This window comes from Paralcaligenes ginsengisoli (assembly GCF_054781135.1).
The window spans coordinates 107,377-125,006 of record NZ_BAAGUZ010000003.1 but is presented as its reverse complement, the minus strand read 5'-3'; the positions used below and the strand labels follow the sequence as shown (position 1 = coordinate 125,006).

Annotated in this window: 17 protein-coding genes and 1 tRNA gene; 7 read left to right on the top strand and 11 right to left on the bottom strand. The window is 58.0% G+C overall.

Annotated elements, in window-relative coordinates; all coding sequences use genetic code 11:
- Positions 1-11 precede the first annotated feature (11 nt).
- The 5 genes from rpsF to ACYVIS_RS03130 form a co-directional block, all read right to left on the bottom strand.
- A complete protein-coding gene (gene rpsF / locus ACYVIS_RS03150) occupies positions 12-389 on the bottom strand; it encodes a 30S ribosomal protein S6 (RefSeq protein ID WP_232744245.1) in 378 nt (125 codons plus the stop codon).
- Between the two features lie 180 nt (positions 390-569).
- Complete coding sequence (gene folE2, locus ACYVIS_RS03145) at positions 570-1,376, bottom strand: GTP cyclohydrolase FolE2 (RefSeq protein WP_232744246.1); 807 nt, start codon at positions 1,374-1,376, stop codon at positions 570-572.
- 152 nt (positions 1,377-1,528) lie between these two features.
- Positions 1,529-3,397 (bottom strand): 1-deoxy-D-xylulose-5-phosphate synthase, encoded by a 1,869-nt coding sequence (dxs, locus tag ACYVIS_RS03140; protein ID WP_232744247.1) that lies wholly within the window; start codon positions 3,395-3,397, stop codon positions 1,529-1,531.
- Positions 3,398-3,532: 135 nt separating this feature from the next.
- The gene (locus ACYVIS_RS03135) at positions 3,533-4,447 is read right to left on the bottom strand and encodes a polyprenyl synthetase family protein (RefSeq protein WP_232744248.1); all 915 of its coding nucleotides are present in this window, start codon (positions 4,445-4,447) and stop codon (positions 3,533-3,535) included.
- Between the two features lie 2 nt (positions 4,448-4,449).
- Positions 4,450-4,752 (bottom strand): exodeoxyribonuclease VII small subunit, encoded by a 303-nt coding sequence (locus ACYVIS_RS03130; protein ID WP_232744249.1) that lies wholly within the window; start codon positions 4,750-4,752, stop codon positions 4,450-4,452.
- Positions 4,753-4,980: 228 nt separating this feature from the next.
- On the opposite strand from ACYVIS_RS03130, the gene ACYVIS_RS03125 reads away from it, so the two are divergent.
- Positions 4,981-6,129 (top strand): aromatic ring-hydroxylating oxygenase subunit alpha, encoded by a 1,149-nt coding sequence (locus tag ACYVIS_RS03125; RefSeq protein ID WP_232744250.1) that lies wholly within the window; start codon positions 4,981-4,983, stop codon positions 6,127-6,129.
- Between the two features lie 27 nt (positions 6,130-6,156).
- Here ACYVIS_RS03125 and ACYVIS_RS03120 read toward each other — a convergent pair whose 3' ends face one another.
- The gene (locus tag ACYVIS_RS03120) at positions 6,157-7,026 is read right to left on the bottom strand and encodes a sulfurtransferase (protein ID WP_232744251.1); all 870 of its coding nucleotides are present in this window, start codon (positions 7,024-7,026) and stop codon (positions 6,157-6,159) included.
- 11 nt (positions 7,027-7,037) lie between these two features.
- Positions 7,038-7,934, bottom strand: coding sequence for a DMT family transporter (locus ACYVIS_RS03115; RefSeq protein ID WP_232744252.1), 897 nt, complete (start codon positions 7,932-7,934; stop codon positions 7,038-7,040).
- A 152-nt stretch (positions 7,935-8,086) separates the two neighbouring features.
- On the opposite strand from ACYVIS_RS03115, the gene htpX reads away from it, so the two are divergent.
- The 3 genes from htpX to ACYVIS_RS03100 all read left to right on the top strand — a co-directional run bounded on the left by htpX (position 8,087) and on the right by ACYVIS_RS03100 (position 10,994).
- Positions 8,087-8,968, top strand: coding sequence for a protease HtpX (gene htpX / locus ACYVIS_RS03110; RefSeq protein WP_232744253.1), 882 nt, complete (start codon positions 8,087-8,089; stop codon positions 8,966-8,968).
- 222 nt (positions 8,969-9,190) lie between these two features.
- Complete coding sequence (locus ACYVIS_RS03105; RefSeq protein WP_232744254.1) at positions 9,191-10,852, top strand: Na/Pi cotransporter family protein; 1,662 nt, start codon at positions 9,191-9,193, stop codon at positions 10,850-10,852.
- Between the two features lie 66 nt (positions 10,853-10,918).
- Positions 10,919-10,994: transfer RNA gene (locus ACYVIS_RS03100), tRNA-Ala, on the top strand.
- A 40-nt stretch (positions 10,995-11,034) separates the two neighbouring features.
- Here the strand turns inward: ACYVIS_RS03100 and ACYVIS_RS03095 are convergent.
- The 3 genes from ACYVIS_RS03095 to ACYVIS_RS03085 form a co-directional block, all read right to left on the bottom strand.
- Positions 11,035-13,332, bottom strand: a complete 2,298-nt coding sequence (locus tag ACYVIS_RS03095; RefSeq protein ID WP_232744255.1) for a nitric-oxide reductase large subunit — start codon at positions 13,330-13,332, stop codon at positions 11,035-11,037.
- A gap of 83 nt (positions 13,333-13,415) precedes the next feature.
- Positions 13,416-13,841: a PRC-barrel domain-containing protein gene (locus tag ACYVIS_RS03090; RefSeq protein WP_232744256.1), complete on the bottom strand. Its 426-nt coding sequence runs from the start codon at positions 13,839-13,841 to the stop codon at positions 13,416-13,418.
- A 24-nt stretch (positions 13,842-13,865) separates the two neighbouring features.
- A complete protein-coding gene (locus ACYVIS_RS03085; protein ID WP_232744257.1) occupies positions 13,866-14,042 on the bottom strand; it encodes a CsbD family protein in 177 nt (58 codons plus the stop codon).
- 374 nt (positions 14,043-14,416) lie between these two features.
- Between ACYVIS_RS03085 and ACYVIS_RS03080 the strand changes: the two genes are divergently transcribed.
- From ACYVIS_RS03080 to ACYVIS_RS03070, 3 genes are all read left to right on the top strand, one after another.
- Positions 14,417-14,689 (top strand): collagen-like protein, encoded by a 273-nt coding sequence (locus tag ACYVIS_RS03080; RefSeq protein WP_232744258.1) that lies wholly within the window; start codon positions 14,417-14,419, stop codon positions 14,687-14,689.
- Between the two features lie 235 nt (positions 14,690-14,924).
- A complete protein-coding gene (locus ACYVIS_RS03075; RefSeq protein WP_232744259.1) occupies positions 14,925-15,644 on the top strand; it encodes a Crp/Fnr family transcriptional regulator in 720 nt (239 codons plus the stop codon).
- Positions 15,645-15,813: 169 nt separating this feature from the next.
- On the top strand, positions 15,814-16,521 hold the full coding sequence (locus ACYVIS_RS03070) for a Crp/Fnr family transcriptional regulator (RefSeq protein ID WP_232744260.1): 708 nt from the start codon (positions 15,814-15,816) through the stop codon (positions 16,519-16,521).
- A gap of 95 nt (positions 16,522-16,616) precedes the next feature.
- Here ACYVIS_RS03070 and ACYVIS_RS03065 read toward each other — a convergent pair whose 3' ends face one another.
- Positions 16,617-17,450: a class I SAM-dependent methyltransferase gene (locus ACYVIS_RS03065; protein ID WP_232744261.1), complete on the bottom strand. Its 834-nt coding sequence runs from the start codon at positions 17,448-17,450 to the stop codon at positions 16,617-16,619.
- Positions 17,451-17,630: the final 180 nt, after the last annotated feature.

The window sequence follows — 17,630 nt, the reverse complement described above, 5'->3', positions numbered from 1 at the left end:
CAAAGGCAAAATTATTCCGCTTGCGTTGCCGGTGCAGCTTCGGCCGTTGCCTTGCGCGCCTCTTCGCGTTCAACCGACTTCATCATGATGGACGGAGTCGTTTGAGCCTTTTTGGTTTTGATGACCAAATGACGAAGCACCGCATCGTTATAGCGGAACGAATGTTCGAGCTCGTCGAGCGTGGTCTGTCCACATTCGATGTTCAAGCATACATAATGGGCTTTGACGAGTTTCTGGATAGGGTAAGCCAGTTGGCGGCGACCCCAGTCTTCGAAACGGTGCACCTGGCCACCATTACCGGTAACAACCGATTGATAGCGCTCGACCATGGCAGGCACTTGCTCGCTTTGATCGGGATGCACAATAAACACTACTTCGTAGTGACGCATAAAACTACACTCCTTAAGGATATCTTCCGGCGGCATCGACACGCAATGCGCTGTGCTTACAGCTACCGGAAGGGGCAGCCCGCCCCCCGCAAATAGGCGAAGAGTCGAGCAAGAAACCAGCTATTCTAGCACGCCTGGGGCGGGCAGTTCATAATGGAATCATCTTGGGGACAAGCAAAACTACCCTTCAACCACCGCATAAGCCGAATGGTTGTGTATGGATTCAAAGTTTTCAGCCTCGATCCTGAAGCGTTGCATGCCAGCAACATTTTTAATCTGTACCGCGACATCCCGCACCAGATCTTCAACAAATTTAGGGTTTTCGTAGGCACGCTCGGTAACGAATTTTTCATCGACACGTTTCAGCAAGCCCCAAAGCTCGCACGAAGCCTGGGCTTCGATCGAACGGATCAAACCATCGAGATCGACGTCGGCGCGGCCGGCAAATACGACGTTGACGGTGACATGCGAACGCTGATTATGCGCTCCATACTCGGAAATGGCCTTGGAACACGGGCACAGGCTGGTGACAGGCACCAGCACCGACAGTTCGAACTCGACAGCGCCATTGGACTGCACGCGGGCAATCCACTTGACCTCGTAATCCATCAGACTTGCCACTCCCGAAACCGGGGCCACCTTGTTGATGAAATACGGGAACGAAGCCGCAATATCGCCCTTTTCGGCATGCAGCAACAACAGCATGCTTTGCGCCATATCGCAAAACAACGCCGGTGTCATGGCGGTGGCACGATGCTGCTCGAGCAAGGCCACGAAACGCGACATGTGTGTACCCTTTTCTTCGGGCGGCAAGGCAACAGTGAGCTCCCAGGTTGCCACGGTGGGCATAGCCTGCCCATCGGCGCCCGCCACGAACATGGGATGGCGCACACCGCGCACGCCCACGCGCTGGATCGGCAAATGCCGGGTATCGACGCTGCTCTGTACATCTGGCATGGCAACCGCAGGATCAATCAGAGAATTCATAGTAACAACCTAAAAGACGCTCAGCCCAGGCTGGGTCTTGACCAAATAGACAAGTTTTCCATTATGGAATGCGCGGATTGGATATCACCCTAAAACCCTAATGGTATTAGGACATTACACCACAAGCCACTCTGGGAAATCGAGCAATAAGCTTATGCGAGCTCCAGCAGTGTCGAAAAACGCCCGCGAATCGAGGCCTCGATTCCCGCCGCGTCCAGTCCCAGGCCTTGCAACAACACGGCCTGCTCACCATGATCGATAAACCGGTCGGGCAAGCCAAGCTGCAGTACTGGGAGATCGATACCCTCGGCGCTGAGGAACTCAAGCACCGCGCTTCCGGCCCCCCCCATGACGGCAGCCTCTTCGAGCGTGACAAAGGCATCGTGTGTGGCGGCCAGCGACCGCAGCATGGCTTCATCGAGCGGCTTGACAAAGCGCATATCGACCAGGCTGACATCCAGGGCCTGGGCCGCCTGCAAGCCAGGCTGCACCAGCGTGCCAAACCCCAGAATGGCGATGCGGCGCCCGGCGCGCCGAAGCACGGCCTTGCCTATCTCGACGGTTTCAAGCCCGGCCACAACCTGAGCACCGCACCCGGCGCCGCGAGGGTAACGCACGGAAGCCGGTCCAGGATGCTGGAAACAGGTACTCAGCAACAAACGGGCTTCATTTTCGTCGGACGGGGCTGCCACCACCATATTGGGCACGCAGCGCAAAAAGGCAATATCGTAGTTCCCGGCATGCGTTGCGCCATCGGCGCCTACGATGCCCGCCCGGTCCAGCGCAAACGTAACATCCAGATTCTGCAAGGCCACGTCATGAATGAACTGGTCGTATCCGCGCTGCAGAAAAGTGGAGTAAATAGCCACAACCGGTTTTTGCCCTTCACACGCCAGGCCTGCCGCAAATGTAACAGCGTGCTGTTCAGCGATACCGACGTCGAAATACCGGGCCGGGAAACGCTGCTCGAACTCGACCAGGCCGCTGCCTTCACGCATGGCGGGAGTAATGCCATAGAGCCGCTCATCAGCCTGGGCCATATCGCACAGCCAGTGGCCAAATACCTGGGTAAAGGTCTGCTTGGCAGGCACCTTGGATTTCTGTATGCCGATGCTGGGATCGAATTTTCCAGGGCCGTGATACAACACCGGATCGGCCTCGGCCAGCTTATAGCCCTGGCCTTTTTTGGTGACGACGTGCAAAAACTGCAAACCACCCAAAGCCTGCAGATTTTCCAGAGTAGGGACCAGGGCATCCAGATCATGCCCATCGATGGGCCCTACATAGTTGAAACCCAGTTCCTCGAAAAGCGTTGCCGAGGACACCATGCCTTTGGCATGCCCTTCAAAGCGGCGAGCCAGCTCGAGAACCGGCGGCACATGCTGCAATACGGCTCGCCCGACGTTTTTGGCGGCGGCATAAAACCCGCCTGACAGCAATCGGGCCAAATAACGGTTGAGCGCCCCCACGGGCGGCGAAATCGACATGTCATTGTCGTTCAATACCACCAGCAGATTGACCCCCTGGGTAACTCCCGCGTTATTCAGGGCCTCGAAGGCCATGCCTGCCGTCATTGCGCCGTCGCCGATGACGGCGATGTGCTGGCGCTGCAGCCCCAGATTGCGCGACGCTACCGCCATGCCCAAGGCCGCCGAGATCGAGGTCGAAGAATGCGCCGTGCCAAACGCATCGTATTCGGACTCGCTGCGCTTGGGAAAGCCCGACATTCCACCCATTTGCCGCAAGCGCCCCATCTGCTCGCGCCGCCCGGTCAATATTTTATGAGGATAGGACTGATGCCCTACATCCCACACGATACGATCATCGGGCGTGTTGAACACATGATGCAAAGCAATGGTCAGTTCCACCGTGCCCAGGTTGGACGACAGATGGCCGCCGGTCCTGGAAACCGACTGCAGCACAAACTCGCGCAACTGCGCCGCGACTTCTTTAAGCTCACGACGCCCCAATGGCCGCAGATCGGCGGGCGACTGAATTTGATCGAGCGAGACAGTAGTCATACAAATAGGTAAATTGACAGCGAACGCCTAATGGCAATCCCGGGGACAAAGAAGCGGTGCGGGCATCGTGCCGCACCCATTATTCTAGAACTTATGGCGCAAGCCTGATGCGCACAGGGAAAAACCCCGGCATTGCTAATGATCACGGCCTACGATGTAGTCGGCTATTTCGCCCAGCCGGACCCCGGCCGTCCCAAGCGGCAACAAGGCGGCGTGCGCTTCCGCCCGCAAGACTTCCAGCAACTGGCGCGAGGCGTCCAGGCCCATCAATGAAACATAGGTCGGCTTGTTTTCGGCCATATCCTTGCCGGCCGTTTTTCCAAGTGTAGCCGTATCGGACGTGACATCCAGGATGTCGTCCACCACCTGAAAAGCCAGGCCGATGGCAGCCGCGTACGATTCCAGCCCGTCGCGGGTGGTGGAACTGGCTCCGGCAACGATACCGCCCAACAGCACGCTCGCGCCCAGCATGGCACCGGTTTTCATGCTGTGCATGGTTTGCAGCTGCTCGCGCGACAGCGTATTGCCTACATTGCTGCAATCAATCGCCTGCCCCCCGGCCATGCCCATGCTTCCCGCCGAATGTGCCAGTATTTGCACAGCCTGCACGATCAAGGCCGGAGCAATCGGCATTTGCGCCAGCAGCTCGAACGCCAGGGGCTGCAGCGCATCGCCCGCCAGCATGGCCGTAGCCTCGTCGAATTGCACATGGACCGTGGGCCGGCCGCGCCGCAAAGCGTCGTCGTCCATGCAGGGCAAATCGTCGTGTACCAATGAATATGCATGAATCAGCTCGACCGCTGCCGCCGCATGATCGAGCGCCATATCCTGGGCTGTCGTGGCGGTGCCGACCGGCTTGCAGGCTTCGCCCGCGGCGTACACCAACGCCGCGCGTACACGCTTGCCACCGCCCAAAACAGCGTACCGCATGGCTTGATGCAGGGTTTCCGGTACAGCGTCGGCCTCGGGCAGGACGCGCCCGAGCATCGCCTCGGTATACTGGACTCGCGCGGCCAGCCAGGCAGAAAACTCAAGGTGCTTGGCGCCCATGCTCAACCCTCGCCATCGCTGGCGCTATCGACCAGTGGCTTGAGCAGGTTGTCCTGCAAAACACGGACCTGCTGTTCGGCGGCATCAAGACGCTGCTGGCAAATTCGCGCCAGTTCCACACCTTTTTCATAGGCGGCCAGCGACTGGTCAAGCGCCAGCGTGCCGTTTTCCATTTGCACCACCAAAGCCTCGAGCTGAGCCAGCGCCGTTTCGAAATCCTGAGGAAGCGCAGTCGCACCCGTCGACGCCGTACCGGCGGAGGGTTTGCCTGGCTTCTCGCCGGGAGTGGAATTTTTATCAACCATCGTGCTTATCCAGAAATAGGAGTGCGGCAAATGCCGCATGGGTTTCAAGCCCTTCCGTGATTGTACGAGATGCCCGCCGCATGTGCCGCCATATTGGGGATAGGTCTTGTTTTATAAGAGAAAATTTAGGGTACAATCCCTCTCCTTAACTTATTTCATCGGCCAATCCGTTTTTTCTTCGCACCAGACCGGATGTGCAGGCCTGGTTTTTTCCTGGCGGGGGGAATCATGACCGACATCGGTCGGGTGGCGCATTTGGCGCCCGCACGTACGCAACTTTCGGTCAGCAGTTATTTTGACGAAGCCATTTTTGCCCGCGAGCAAGAACTCATTTTCAAAAACTCTGCTCTGTACGTTGGGCACGAAAAACTTGTTCCCGAAGTCGGCGACTGGCGTACGCTGCCGCACGAGCACGCCGGCCGCGTACTGGTGCGCAACGCTCTAGGGGTTGAATTGCTGTCCAATGTCTGCCGCCATCGCCAAGCCATCATGCTGGGCGGGGCAGCCGGCAATGTGACCGACCCACAGAAATCCAGCGGCAACCTGCGCGATACCGGCGGCAATATCGTATGCCCGGTGCATCGATGGACATACAGCCAGCAGGGCCAACTGATAGGCGCCCCTCATTTCGACAACAAGCCTTGCTCGAATCTGCAAAAATTCACGCTCAAGAACTGCCACGGCCTGTTGTTCGAAGGGGCGCGCAACCCTGCGCACGACATGGCGGCCCTGTTTCATCGGCCGGAGTTCGATTTCTCCGATTATGTGCTCGATCATGTCGAAATTCATCGCTGCCGATACAACTGGAAAACCTTTATCGAGGTCTACCTCGAAGACTACCATGTAGGCCCTTTTCATCCGGGCCTGGGCCAGTTCGTAACCTGCAACGATTTAAGCTGGGAATTTTCCGACTGGTACAGCGCCCAGCGGGTCGGCGTGCACAAGGCCCTGACGCAACCCGGCACCGGTGTGTACAAAGACTGGCACGACCGCCTGCTCGAGTACCGTGCCGGCGATGCCCCCGAATTCGGAGCGGTATGGGTTACTTATTTTCCAACCCACATGATCGAACTTTATCCGCACGTGGTGGTGCTGTCCACGCTGCATCCGGTCGGCCCGCAAGAAACCGTGAACATTGTCGAGTTCTATTACCCCGAAGACATTGCCGCGTTCGAGCGTGAATTCGTTCAAGCACAGCGCGCCGCCTACATGGAAACCGCCATCGAAGACGATGAAATCGCCGAACGCATGGATGCCGGCCGCAAGGCGCTCATGCTGCGAGGCACCAACGAAACCGGCCCTTACCAGTCGCCGATGGAAGATGGCATGATGCACTTCCACGAATGGTATCGGCGCCTGATGGACACCGGGCGTTAACCCCCCCGGCGCCACAGCCGCCGGGAATCAGGCCGAGCCCCGGGCAACCGGCCGGGAAGCGTCGCTGCACCACTCGCTCCACGAGCCCGGATAAAGCGCCGAGCCTTTCAATCCGGCCAACTCCATGGAAAACAGGTTATGGCAGGCGGTAATGCCGGAGCCGCATTGATGCACGATCTGGTTTGCGGGCCGCCCCTCCAGCAATGCATCGAACTCGGCACGCAACACCGCCGGCGCCTTGAAATGCCCATCGGCCTGCAGATTCAGGGTATTGGGCCGATTCAGGGCTCCCGGTATATGCCCGGCAACCGGATCCATGGGTTCGACCTCGCCCGCGTAACGGTTGCCGGCACGCGCATCGATCACCGTAAATACAGGCTTGTGCAAATTGGCCAGCACCCCGTCGGCATCGACCACAGGCATGGCCGGACCGCCTGCGGCGCCCATGCCGCGCACGGACTGGGCTTCAATGGCTTTTTCATCGTTCGTGCCGGATTGGACTGGACCGCCGCCGGCCAGCCAGGCACGCCACCCGCCATCGAGAACCGCCACCTGCTCATGCCCGAGCCAGCGCAGCATCCACCATAAGTGAGCGGCAAACATGCCTGTATCGGCATCGTATATGGCCACTTTCGACGCGGCAGTCAGGCCGCAGGCCTGCATGAGTGCCGCAAAATCGGCGAATTCCGGCAGCGGATGACGGCCATTGCGCCCGGTTTTCGGGGCCGACAGACGGCTTTCGTGATCCAGATAAATTGCACCCGGTATATGGCCCTGCTCGTAGGCGCGGCGCCCCGCCTGGTGATCTTTAAGATCGTGGCGGACATCGAAAATCAGCCATTGCCCGGTTTGAATGCCCGCCTGTAATTCGGCCGCGCCGATAAGCAAATTGAACACTACGGATCCTTTTAATCAATACTGCTTGCCGTTGCCGACTGCATCGTCGTGCCCCGCATGATGCGGTCTTCACTAACTGTGCGCCAAATGGACAGCAAGCCTGAAGCGATAATAAGCGCCATGCCCCCCCAGGCAATGGCATCGGGCCGATCGCCCCAAAATGCAACGCCCAGCAAAGCGGCAAAGATAATTGTGGTGTACTGCAGGGCCGCCGTCAACAAGGCCGAACCCAGGCCAAATGCGCGCGTCATCGCCAGTTGGCCTATCATGCCCGACGATCCGATCCCGAACAAAGCCAGCCACGCTTCCCAACTGAGGGGACGCCAGCCGCCGAAACTCAGCCCGACCAGGCTGCTGGCGCAGACGCAACTGGAAAATATCAGCACGGTGCGCCACTCGGGCTCGCCGACCCGGCCCAATTCCCGAATCTGCATCATGGCCACCGCCGAGAACGCCCCCGCGCCCAGACCCAGAATCGCGGCAAGCCAGTGATCGTGTTCAATGCTGGGACGCAAGACCCCCACAACCCCCAGGAAACCGAATAGAACGGCAAGGATCCGAACCGGGTCGCGCTGCGAGCCGCCCCAGCCGAGCATCCAGCCGGCAATAAACAGGGGTGCGGTGTAATTCAGACTGATGGCGGTCGACAGCGGCAAGTGCGCCAGGGCGTAGAAACCGAGCCACATCGAGGTCACACCGGAGACATTTCGCCAGAAGTGAAGCTTCCAACTGCTGGGAGCTATGGTTCGGCGGTAAAACTTGGCCCACACGAACAGGAAAATAATGGAGGGGATCCCGCGAAACAGCACCACTTCAGACAAAGAGGCGCCAAAATCGGACGCTACCTTTACACAGGCCCCCATGATTGCAAACATGACGCAAGCCAATAACATCCAGAGAGACTGCATGTGGTCAACCGAAGTTCAAATTTAAATCCAGAAAGTCGATACTATACTCCGCAACATGGCTATTTTTTGCGTTGTGGGCTTTAAATGCAAGAACTGGCCTCCATATGAACATGTCCAAGGCAGTAGCTTCAATCGCAGGGGGATCCTGAACCATGAAACGAGTATTCTTATTCTTGCTGACCAACATCGCCGTCATGGTGGTGCTCAGCGCCACCATGAACGTCCTGGGGGTCGGGCGCTACCTGACCGCCAACGGCCTGAACCTGTCGCAACTCCTGATTTTTTCGGCACTGGTCGGGTTCACGGGATCGATCATTTCCCTGCTGATCAGCAAATGGATGGCCAAAACCAGCACCGGCGCACGCGTCATCGACCCGCAGGCCCCGGCCAATGCGCGGGAAGCCTGGCTGGTCGACACCGTTCACCAACTGGCCGATCGCGCTGGTATCGGGCGCCCCGAGGTCGCAATCTATGAAGGAGCTCCCAATGCCTTTGCCACCGGCGCGTTCAAGAACGATGCCCTGGTAGCCGTATCGACGGGTCTGCTCGAAAGCATGACCGAAGAAGAAGTCGCCGGTGTGCTCGGTCATGAAGTCTCTCACATCGCCAACGGCGACATGATTACCCTGACCCTGATCCAGGGCGTGGTCAATACCTTTGTGGTGTTCCTGGCGCGCGTCGTCGGGTATTTCGTGGACCGTGTCCTGCTCAAGAACGACAAAGACATTGGCCTGGGTTATTACGCGACGGTTATCGTGTGCGAGCTGATTTTCGGCATTCTGGCATCGACCATCGTGGCCTGGTTTTCACGCCAACGCGAATACCGTGCCGATGCGGGCTCGGCGCGGCTGCTCGGTTCGCGCGAACCCATGATTCACGCCCTGGCGCGCCTGGGCGGAGTCGAGGCCGGAGAGCTGCCGAAAACATTCCAGGCCTCGGGTATTTCCGGCGGCCAGGCCATCAGCGCCATCTTTGCCTCGCACCCCCCCATCGCAGCCCGCATCCGGGCACTGCAGGCCACGCAGCGCATTTAAGACCGACGCTGCTGCGGCCTGCCAGGGCAAGCCGCAGCACGCAATTGGCCGCCGATCCGCGCCAAGCCCGGCATGCCCTGCCCACAGCCAACACGCCTCACCACACTTTGCACCGCCCGAACAGGGCGTTGTCACTGCGGGCATTTCAGCGCAAACTTCTGTATCCTGTCATTGAACATGGTGTCTGACCTCTTTTAACCTGCTCGAACCGTACAAAAGCCTATGAACGAAGTTTTTGCACTCCTTAATTTCGGGGGCTATGTCGCCCTCTTGCTTTGGGGTGTGCACATGGTGCAAAGCGGCGTACAGCGGGCCTTTGGGGCCGCACTCGATGCCATGTTGGGCCACGCCCTGGGCACACGCCTGCGCGCCTTCGCGGCAGGCCTGGGCATCACCGCGGCCCTGCAAAGCAGCACGGCCACCGGCCTGATGATCACCGGTTTTGCCGCGGGAGGCCTGGTGGCACTGACTCCGGCCCTGGCCGCCATGCTGGGCGCCAACGTCGGCACGACCCTGATCGTCCAGCTCCTGTCATTCAACCTGACCGCGCTTGCCCCTATTTTCATACTGGCCGGCGTCTGGCTGTTCAGGCGCTATCTGCCCGGTCGCCGGCGCGACCTGGGCCGCGTTTTCATTGGCCTGGGGCTGCTCTTGCTGGCCCTGCACGAGCTCGTTACGCTTTTTGCGCCCATCCAGCACTCCTACCTGCTCGAGATCCTCCTCAACGCCCTGGCCACCCAACCGGTGCTCGCCCTGGCGCTTGCCGCATTGCTGGCCTGGGCCTCGCATTCAAGCGTTGCCGTGGTGGTGCTGATCATGTCTTTGGCCAGCCACGGGCTGGTCACCCCGCCCGTCGCGTACGCCCTGGTGCTGGGCGCCAACCTGGGAACCTCGGTCAATCCCCTGCTCGAAGGCGTAACCAGCAGCGACCCGGCCACCCGACGCCTGCCTTTGGGCAATCTGGGTCTGCGCATCGGCGCCTGCCTCATAGCGCTTATCCTGCTGCCCTGGATTCCAGCCCTCATGGGCCATCTGTCCCAAGACCCGGCCCGCAGTGTCGCCAATTTCCATACCCTGTTCAACGTCGTGGCAGCCGCGATTTTCCTGCCCCTGCTCAAACCCTATACGCGTTTGCTTATAAGATGGCTCCCCAAGCGCATAGATCCGAACGATCCCAGCAAACCCCTGTACCTGGACGAATCCGCGCATGAAGTGCCAGCCGTGGCGTTGGGCAATGCCGCACGCGAAGCGCTGCGCCTGTCGGACATGTTGCAAACCCTGCTGAACATATCCCGCGCCGGTTTTCGCCGCGACAACCGCCACCGCATCGGCCCGGCCCGCGATATCAACAATGCAATCGGCCATCTGGACAACCTCATCACCACCTACCTGGCCACGCTCGATCAGGAAAGCATGAGCGTCGACGACCATCGCCGCCTTGACGAGGTTCTGACTTTCTCGTCGAACATCTCTCACGCCGCCAGCGTCACCACGACCGGCCTGCTCGGACACACCACCACCTTGCGCAAGAAAGGCTGGGTGCTCAAACCCGAACAACGCGAAGAACTCAGCAATATCCTGGACAGGCTGCTGCGCAACCAGCGCCAGACCGCCGCCCTGTTTGTCGCCGAAGACCTGAAAAGCGCCCGCTACCTGGCGCTCGAGAAAGATCAGTTTCGCGCCATTGAATCCGCCGCCGCCGAGCGCCAGCTCGAAAAAATCAAATCCGGCCAGGTCGATTCCGCAGAGCTCGGCTCGTTTTACCTTGAAATCCTGCGCGACGTGAAAACCATCAACTCGTATCTGGTCGGCGCCGCCGCCTACCCGGTTTTGGCCAAGCATAATGAACTCTTGCCCAACCGTGTACGCGACACTGAAACATAAGGTCTGGCAAAAAATTCGATGCCGCTCACCACGAACGGCATCAATTTGCTAGAATATCGTTCCCACGGGGAAGTAGCTCAGCTGGGAGAGCGCTGCGTTCGCAATGCAGAGGTCGGGAGTTCGATCCTCCTCTTCTCCACCAATTACCGTTCCGTAACAGTCCTGAATGGCTGGCGTGCGATTCAGGACTGTGCCGTGACGCGCAGGCTGAAGTAGCTCTTGATCGCGGCGATGGTCAAGGGCAAGGCGCCAAAAATGATGAACACCAGGTCGCCCGGAAGACGCAGCCATTCGATCAGACGCGAGGTATCGGTGCCCGTGTAGGCCAGGCTGCGGGCATGCCAGTAGCCGTGCTGGACAACATCCCACACCTGCAGCACGCCGCCCGGAAACAGGCTCAGCGCAATCATCATCAACAAACCAATATTAGTGCCCCAGAACGCGACCTTGATGTATTTTTCGATATCTGGCCAATGAGTATCATCTGTTGTCTGGCGCAGCACGAACACCATCAGCGCAATGGCCAGCATGCCGAACACGCCCATCATGGCGGCATGGCCATGGTTGGGGGTAAGGATGGTGCCCACTTCGTAATAGCTGACGATAGGCAGGTTAAGCAGAAAACCGAATACCCCGGCGCCAAGGAAATTCCAGAAACCCACGGCCATCAGGAAATAAAACGTCCATTTGTGAGGAACCGCTACGGGTTTGCCGCACTCGTCGCAATCTCCACGGGTGGTCTTTACAAAATCCCAGGCATCCAAGGTCAGCAAAGTTAGCGGAACCACTTCCAGCACCGAGAACAAGGCGGACATGGCCATATTGAATTGGCTGTGCCCGGTAAAATACCAATGATGGCCCGTGCCGATCAGCCCCCCAAGAAAATACAGGATGGCGTCAAGATAAATGACCCGCAGCGCCGTATTGCGACGAGTCAGGCCAAGCTGGAAAAATGTCAGGGCAACCACTGTTGTGGCGAAGAACTCAAAAAAACCCTCCACCCATAAATGGATAATCCAGAAGCGCCAGGTATCGACCACGGTGAAGTTGGTTTTGGCTCCGAAAAACAAGGCGGGAATATAAAACACCGGGATGGCCAGCGCCGCATACAAAAACAGTCGCGCCAAAGGCCGGGCATTGGGGTTGGCCACCGCACGCGGCCGCGCCAGCCACCACAGCATTGCAAACCAGGCCAGCAGGCCCGCCACCAGCAGGTATTGCCAGAAGCGACCAATTTCCAGGTACTCCCAGCCCTGGTTGCCAAACCAGAACCACCAATCGCCAAACCAGCCCGACATGCCAGCCCATTCACCCAGCAGGCTCGCGCCAATCACCAAGGCGAAAGCGGCAAACAGTGCGTGGGTGGCCGGCGCCAGCCAGCCGGGCTCATCGGCGCGCAGCGAGCGGGCTAAAAACAAGGCCGCCGCCACATAGGCCGTGGCGATCCAGAAAATAGCGGTTTGCAGATGCCAGGTACGCAGCAGATTGCTGGGGAATATTTTCTCCAGCTGAAAACCGTAGAAGCTACCCGGGTCGGCCCGGAAATGCGCCACACCGCCACCAATCAGAGTCTGCATCAAGAACAGCAACGCCACCACCACGAAAAACTTTACCAGTGCGCGCTGCCCCGGGCTGGCCTGTCCGGGAATGACTTGCGGGTGCACGCGGTGGCCTCGGGTGATCCAGCCCAGGTAGTCGAACTTGCCAAAGGCCAACAACACCACGCCGATGCCAATAAGCAGGACCACCAGGCTCAGGGCACTCCATAGTAAAGCGCCTGGCACGGCCAGGTTGCCGACACTGGGATCGTACGGAAAATTATTGGTGTAGGAGTAATTGGCGCCGGGACGATTGGCAACCGATGCCCAGGCAGCCCAGGTAATGAAGGCCGTGAGTTGATGTAGTTCGATGGGATCGGTGATCAGATCGGGCTTCAATCCGCCATTACGAGTCGGGTCGCGAAAATAATTTGTCCAGTAGTTTATCTGCTGGCGATAAGCAATGGTTTCGGCGCGTGTCAGATGCAGTGTATTGCTGGCAGCGTCAAAACGATTGGTCTTCAGGGTCACCGCGACTTCGCCGCCAACTGCAGCGGCCTGCTCGGGAGTCAATGAGGCAACGGGCTTGCCGTACCGTTGTTGGGCCAGGGCGGCAGCGGTATCTTGACCGATGCGATGCAAGGCCTCGGCTGAATAGTCCGGACCAAGATAAGCGCCATGGCCCCAGATGGTGCCGTTGTCCATCAGTCCATAACGCAGGAATATGGCCTGGCCGTCGCTGATGTCCCGGCCGGTGAACACTACGGCGCCGGCCTCATCCACCGTTTGGGCAGGAATAGGAGGCGCGTTGCGATAGGCCAGCGTCGTTATAGCCAACAACCCGGCAAAGCCGAGCACCATCACAATCAATACCGAGCGTATCCACCAGCGCGAAAGCCGTATTTCTTCCGGCTCGCTCTTGGGTTGTGCGGCTTGGTCCATGGTTTGTTCTCTTTGGTTAAATGGCAATGGGGCCGGTTGTCGAAGAGGCAATGGCAGCCCTACTGTTTGCTACCCGCGCAGCACTAGGAACTATGCCGATAGTAAGATTGGATTCCCTGCCACCAGTACGAATCGTCCACTCTGCTGGGCCAACTATCTTTATCAAACCCGGACGCGCGCCTAAGACGGTCTTTATCCACCTGCAGCACGACGAACCCACTGCGCGCATCAAACATCAGCGCATCCCAAGGCACCGCGAAGAGCTTCTTTCCCATGCCAAGGAAGCCGCCGCCAAAGCATAGCACCGCATAGCCCACCTGGCCCGTGCATATGTCCAGCATGACCTCCTTGATTTCGCCCAGGTCTTCGCCCTTATGACTCTGGACAGCGCTGCCGACCAGGTACCGAGCCCCCATCAGGCTGGTGTCATGAACAGCGCCGATGCTGACAATATTCGCATCCGCCCCCATAAATCTCGCTGCACCCGCATCCGGATTTTTGTAGCCCATGCCCATCTCCCGCCGGTAGGTAATCTAGCGCTTGTTCTTCAGGTCCTCCTTGAGGTCGCCAAAACCCGAACGGATTTTTCCAATGTCTTTCTGCAACTTGCCCTTTTCTTGAAGGTCGTTTTTGCCGACAACCTTGCCGGTCGTTTCCTTAACCTGGCCTTCCACTTGTCCCACACGGCCTTTGACTTGATCTCTGTTCATTTCACTCTCCTGATTAACTGTTCGTGCAATAAACCGGCACCTTATACAGAACAGGCGCCGGCCGTCCCGACAAGAATGAACACACAGCGGTATGCCGTCTGTGCGTTATCGTACGAAGTCGCTCACCAGGTTGAGCATGTATGAGCGACAGCGTACAGACATGACGAAGAAATACCCATAGTCTTATCGGGAACGGTAACGCGCCGAAATCATGCCTCCCTGGCGGAGGTTGCCAGTCGACCGTCAATCCGCTTTCGCAATGGCGATGGTCTGATCCGCCGCCGCCAATTATTTTCATTGGTTAAGGATCGCATCTGTAGGGATTGCTCACAATAACGTGCGTGGTTCTCGTAATTCAAATAGGATGAATCATCATGAAATATTCAAATCTAGCTCTTGCCGCTCTGGCGGCACTTACCTTGAGCGCCTGCACCGGGCCCGCCGGTCCGCAAGGCATGACAGGCAATACGGGCAACACAGGCTATACAGGCGCCACTGGCGATACCGGAGCCACGGGCGGACAGGGGGCGCCGGGATACACCGGCGATACAGGCGCGACGGGTAGGACAGGCGCGCGGGGAAGTACCGGCGCTCGAGGAGGTGTTACCAGTGGTGGCGGCACCACAGTCATCGTTCCGGCCCGCTAGACACAGCCTACGCCAAAACTCAATGCACGGAATCGATGGAATTGGCTACGCAGACAGGAGCCTCTCTATCGGGAGGCATCGGAAATCAAGAGGGAAGGTAGATACATGTGAATACGGTTATGTGCGCTTAAATACATAGAAAGGAGAAGCGCCTTATAATCGGAACACTTCAGGCCATTGATTGAAGCATGCCAATCGCGCTATGCGATCTTAGTGATTGATTGAGGAATTGCTCATGCCTGCTCCCGACGACCCTCGTCAAAACCACCTTCTCGCGGCATTGCCGGCAGATGACTACCAACGCTTGTTGCCCAGCCTGGAACCCATTTCAATGCTGCTTGGCGATGTGCTTTACGAATCGGGCGTGCAGATGCGCTCCGTCTATTTCCCCACCTCGTCAATAGTTTCTCTGCTGTACGTCATGGAAAACGGCGCATCGGCCGAAATTGCCGTGGTAGGCAAAGAGGGAATCGTTGGCGTCTCTCTCTTCATGGGCGGCGAGACCACTCCTAGCCGAGCTGTCGTGCAAAGCGCCGGCCAGGCTTATCAGCTAAAAGGACAACAGCTGAAGGACGAGTTCTATCGAAACGGCCCAATGCAGCATCTATTGCTGCGTTATACCCAGTCCTTGTTGACGCAGATGGCGCAGACGGCAGTGTGCAATCGTCATCATTCACTGGATCAGCAGCTCTGCCGCTGGTTGCTGCTGAGCCTAGACCGCTTGCAGTCCAACGAACTGGTCATGACACAGGAGCTCATCGCCAATATGCTTGGGGTGCGCCGCGAAGGTGTTACTGAAGCGGCCGGAAACCTGCAAAGAGTGGGCCTGATCGAATATCGCCGTGGCCACATCACGGTGCTCGACCGGCCGGGCCTGGAGGCGCGGGCCTGCGAATGCTATGCCGTGGTTAAAACGGAGTGTGACCGTCTGCTTCCGAAGACAACGGCTTCCTGATGCTCCGCAAGGCACCATGGCGGCGGGCTTAGTGCGTTAGCGTCCAGACAAGCGCGGATTAATGCCGCAGACTACAGTGAACCTGGCAAGGTTAATCAATCTCATTAACCAGCACATTCTCCCCTTTGCATGCGCGATTTGCCGTATTTATCAATACCTGGAGCCTCTCATGCCATTGCTTACACCTACTTCAGGCGCCAATCGTTTGATTGCAGGGTTGCCGCGCAAAGACCGCGACCAATTTCTCGCGCATTGCGAACCTGTAGAACTCGCACTTGCCGAGATTCTTGCCGAGCCAGGAGAGCGCATTCGCCATATTTACTTCCCGAAGAACAGCTTTATTTCACTGGTTGCGCCGATTGATGGCCGTGCGAGCCTGGAGGTGGGCTTGGTCGGTGACGAGGGCATGCTCGGCATCTCCCTGTTATTGGGAGTGAACGTCTCGCCGCTACATGCGCTGGTGCAGGGCTCGGGATCCGCGTTACGCATGAGCGCAGTGTCATTTCGCCGCGAACTGGAACTCAGCGCGGCGCTGCAACAACGCCTGAAACGCTATCTTTATGTGATCCTCGGTCAGCTTGCGCAAACAGCCGCCTGCACCCGCTTTCATGTTGTCGAGCAGCGTCTTGCTCGCTGGCTACTCATGACGCAAGACCGGGCTCACTCGAACACGTTCCACATTACTCACGAATTTCTGGCCTATATGCTGGGGGTGCGCCGGGTCGGCGTGACCAAAGCGGCCACTTCGCTACAAAATCAAAAACTGATCAGTTATAGCCGTGGGAATATTACAATTCTTGATCTCGATGGCCTCAACAAAGCATCGTGCTCCTGCTATGAAGTCGACAAAGCGGGCTACACCCATACGATGGTTTAGCAGACACCTCGGCCTCGCAAAGAATTTTTGCCATACACGTGGGAAGCCGCCCGCAATACCACGGAAGGTTTGCGCGCGATCGACATGGCCGGAAATTAAGCTTCCGGCGCAAAAAACCGGTCGCGCATTTCTTCCAGGCCCAACATATTCAGCAGATTGTCGAGCCGTTCGGTGGCTTTGCGGCGCGGCAGGTTTTTATACGAAGCAATGATCAGTTCGTTTTTCATCGAATGTTCCCAGCCCACCAGTTCGGTCACGGTGACTTGATAGCCGTGAGCTTCCAGTTGCAGGCTACGTAACACGTTCGTGGCCTGACTGCCGAATTCGCGCGTATGCAAGGGATGGCGCCACATTTCCGCCAAAGCCCCAGCTCCCAGCGACAGGGATTTTTTGCTGCGCAACACGGTGGCCACTTCCGCCTGACAACAGGGCACGACAACGATATACCTGGCCTGTTTGTACAGGGCAAATCGTATGGCGTCGTCGGTCGCTGTATTGCAGGCATGCAATGCCGTGACCATGTCTACCCGCGCCGGCAAGCGATCCGATGCGATGGAGTCGGCAACCGACAGATTCAGGAAGGACATGCCCGGAAACCCCAGTCGCTGCGCCAGGTCGGCGGCACTCCTGACCAGTTCTTCCCGTGTTTCGATGCCGTACAAGTGCGACTGGTCTTTCAACTGCTTGAAGAACAGGTCGTACAGAATGAATCCCAGGTAGGATTTGCCGGCGCCATGATCCACCAGCGTGATACCGTCGCGATCCTGCTTCAAGTCTTTGAGCAGCGGCTCGATGAACTGGAAAAGATGATAGACCTGCTTGAGCTTGCGCCGACTGTCCTGATTCATCTTGCCGTCGCGCGTAAGGATGTGCAGAGCCTTCAATAACTCAATGGACTGCTCGGGACGGATTTCGTGTGAAGAAGACATGGAGGGTGCAGCTTGGCCGGGTCATTAAGGAAGGTAGCCGCCAAGTTTAACCAATCTTGGGTATATATCGATAATCTACTAATAATCGGTCGCCGACCGTCACCATGGGTGAGGCATAAGCATCCAACGTGGCCCGCCCAAGGCCGGCGGAAAGGAGCGAGGAGCAGGTAAAATCCCGCC

Bases quoted from the DNA above. Each gene is read 5' to 3' on its own strand.
- htpX (WP_232744253.1), top strand. From the start codon at position 8,087: ATGAAACGAGTATTCTTATTCTTGCTGACCAACATCGCCGTCATGGTG.
- ACYVIS_RS03065 (WP_232744261.1), bottom strand. From the start codon at position 17,450: ATGTCTTCTTCACACGAAATCCGTCCCGAGCAGTCCATTGAGTTATTG.
- rpsF (WP_232744245.1), bottom strand. From the start codon at position 389: ATGCGTCACTACGAAGTAGTGTTTATTGTGCATCCCGATCAAAGCGAG.
- ACYVIS_RS03080 (WP_232744258.1), top strand. From the start codon at position 14,417: ATGAAATATTCAAATCTAGCTCTTGCCGCTCTGGCGGCACTTACCTTG.
- dxs (WP_232744247.1), bottom strand. From the start codon at position 3,397: ATGACTACTGTCTCGCTCGATCAAATTCAGTCGCCCGCCGATCTGCGG.
- ACYVIS_RS03115 (WP_232744252.1), bottom strand. From the start codon at position 7,934: ATGCAGTCTCTCTGGATGTTATTGGCTTGCGTCATGTTTGCAATCATG.
- ACYVIS_RS03075 (WP_232744259.1), top strand. From the start codon at position 14,925: ATGCCTGCTCCCGACGACCCTCGTCAAAACCACCTTCTCGCGGCATTG.
- folE2 (WP_232744246.1), bottom strand. From the start codon at position 1,376: ATGAATTCTCTGATTGATCCTGCGGTTGCCATGCCAGATGTACAGAGC.
- ACYVIS_RS03085 (WP_232744257.1), bottom strand. From the start codon at position 14,042: ATGAACAGAGATCAAGTCAAAGGCCGTGTGGGACAAGTGGAAGGCCAG.
- ACYVIS_RS03095 (WP_232744255.1), bottom strand. From the start codon at position 13,332: ATGGACCAAGCCGCACAACCCAAGAGCGAGCCGGAAGAAATACGGCTT.
- ACYVIS_RS03130 (WP_232744249.1), bottom strand. From the start codon at position 4,752: ATGGTTGATAAAAATTCCACTCCCGGCGAGAAGCCAGGCAAACCCTCC.
- ACYVIS_RS03105 (WP_232744254.1), top strand. From the start codon at position 9,191: ATGAACGAAGTTTTTGCACTCCTTAATTTCGGGGGCTATGTCGCCCTC.
- ACYVIS_RS03070 (WP_232744260.1), top strand. From the start codon at position 15,814: ATGCCATTGCTTACACCTACTTCAGGCGCCAATCGTTTGATTGCAGGG.
- ACYVIS_RS03090 (WP_232744256.1), bottom strand. From the start codon at position 13,841: ATGGGCTACAAAAATCCGGATGCGGGTGCAGCGAGATTTATGGGGGCG.
- ACYVIS_RS03135 (WP_232744248.1), bottom strand. From the start codon at position 4,447: ATGGGCGCCAAGCACCTTGAGTTTTCTGCCTGGCTGGCCGCGCGAGTC.
- ACYVIS_RS03125 (WP_232744250.1), top strand. From the start codon at position 4,981: ATGACCGACATCGGTCGGGTGGCGCATTTGGCGCCCGCACGTACGCAA.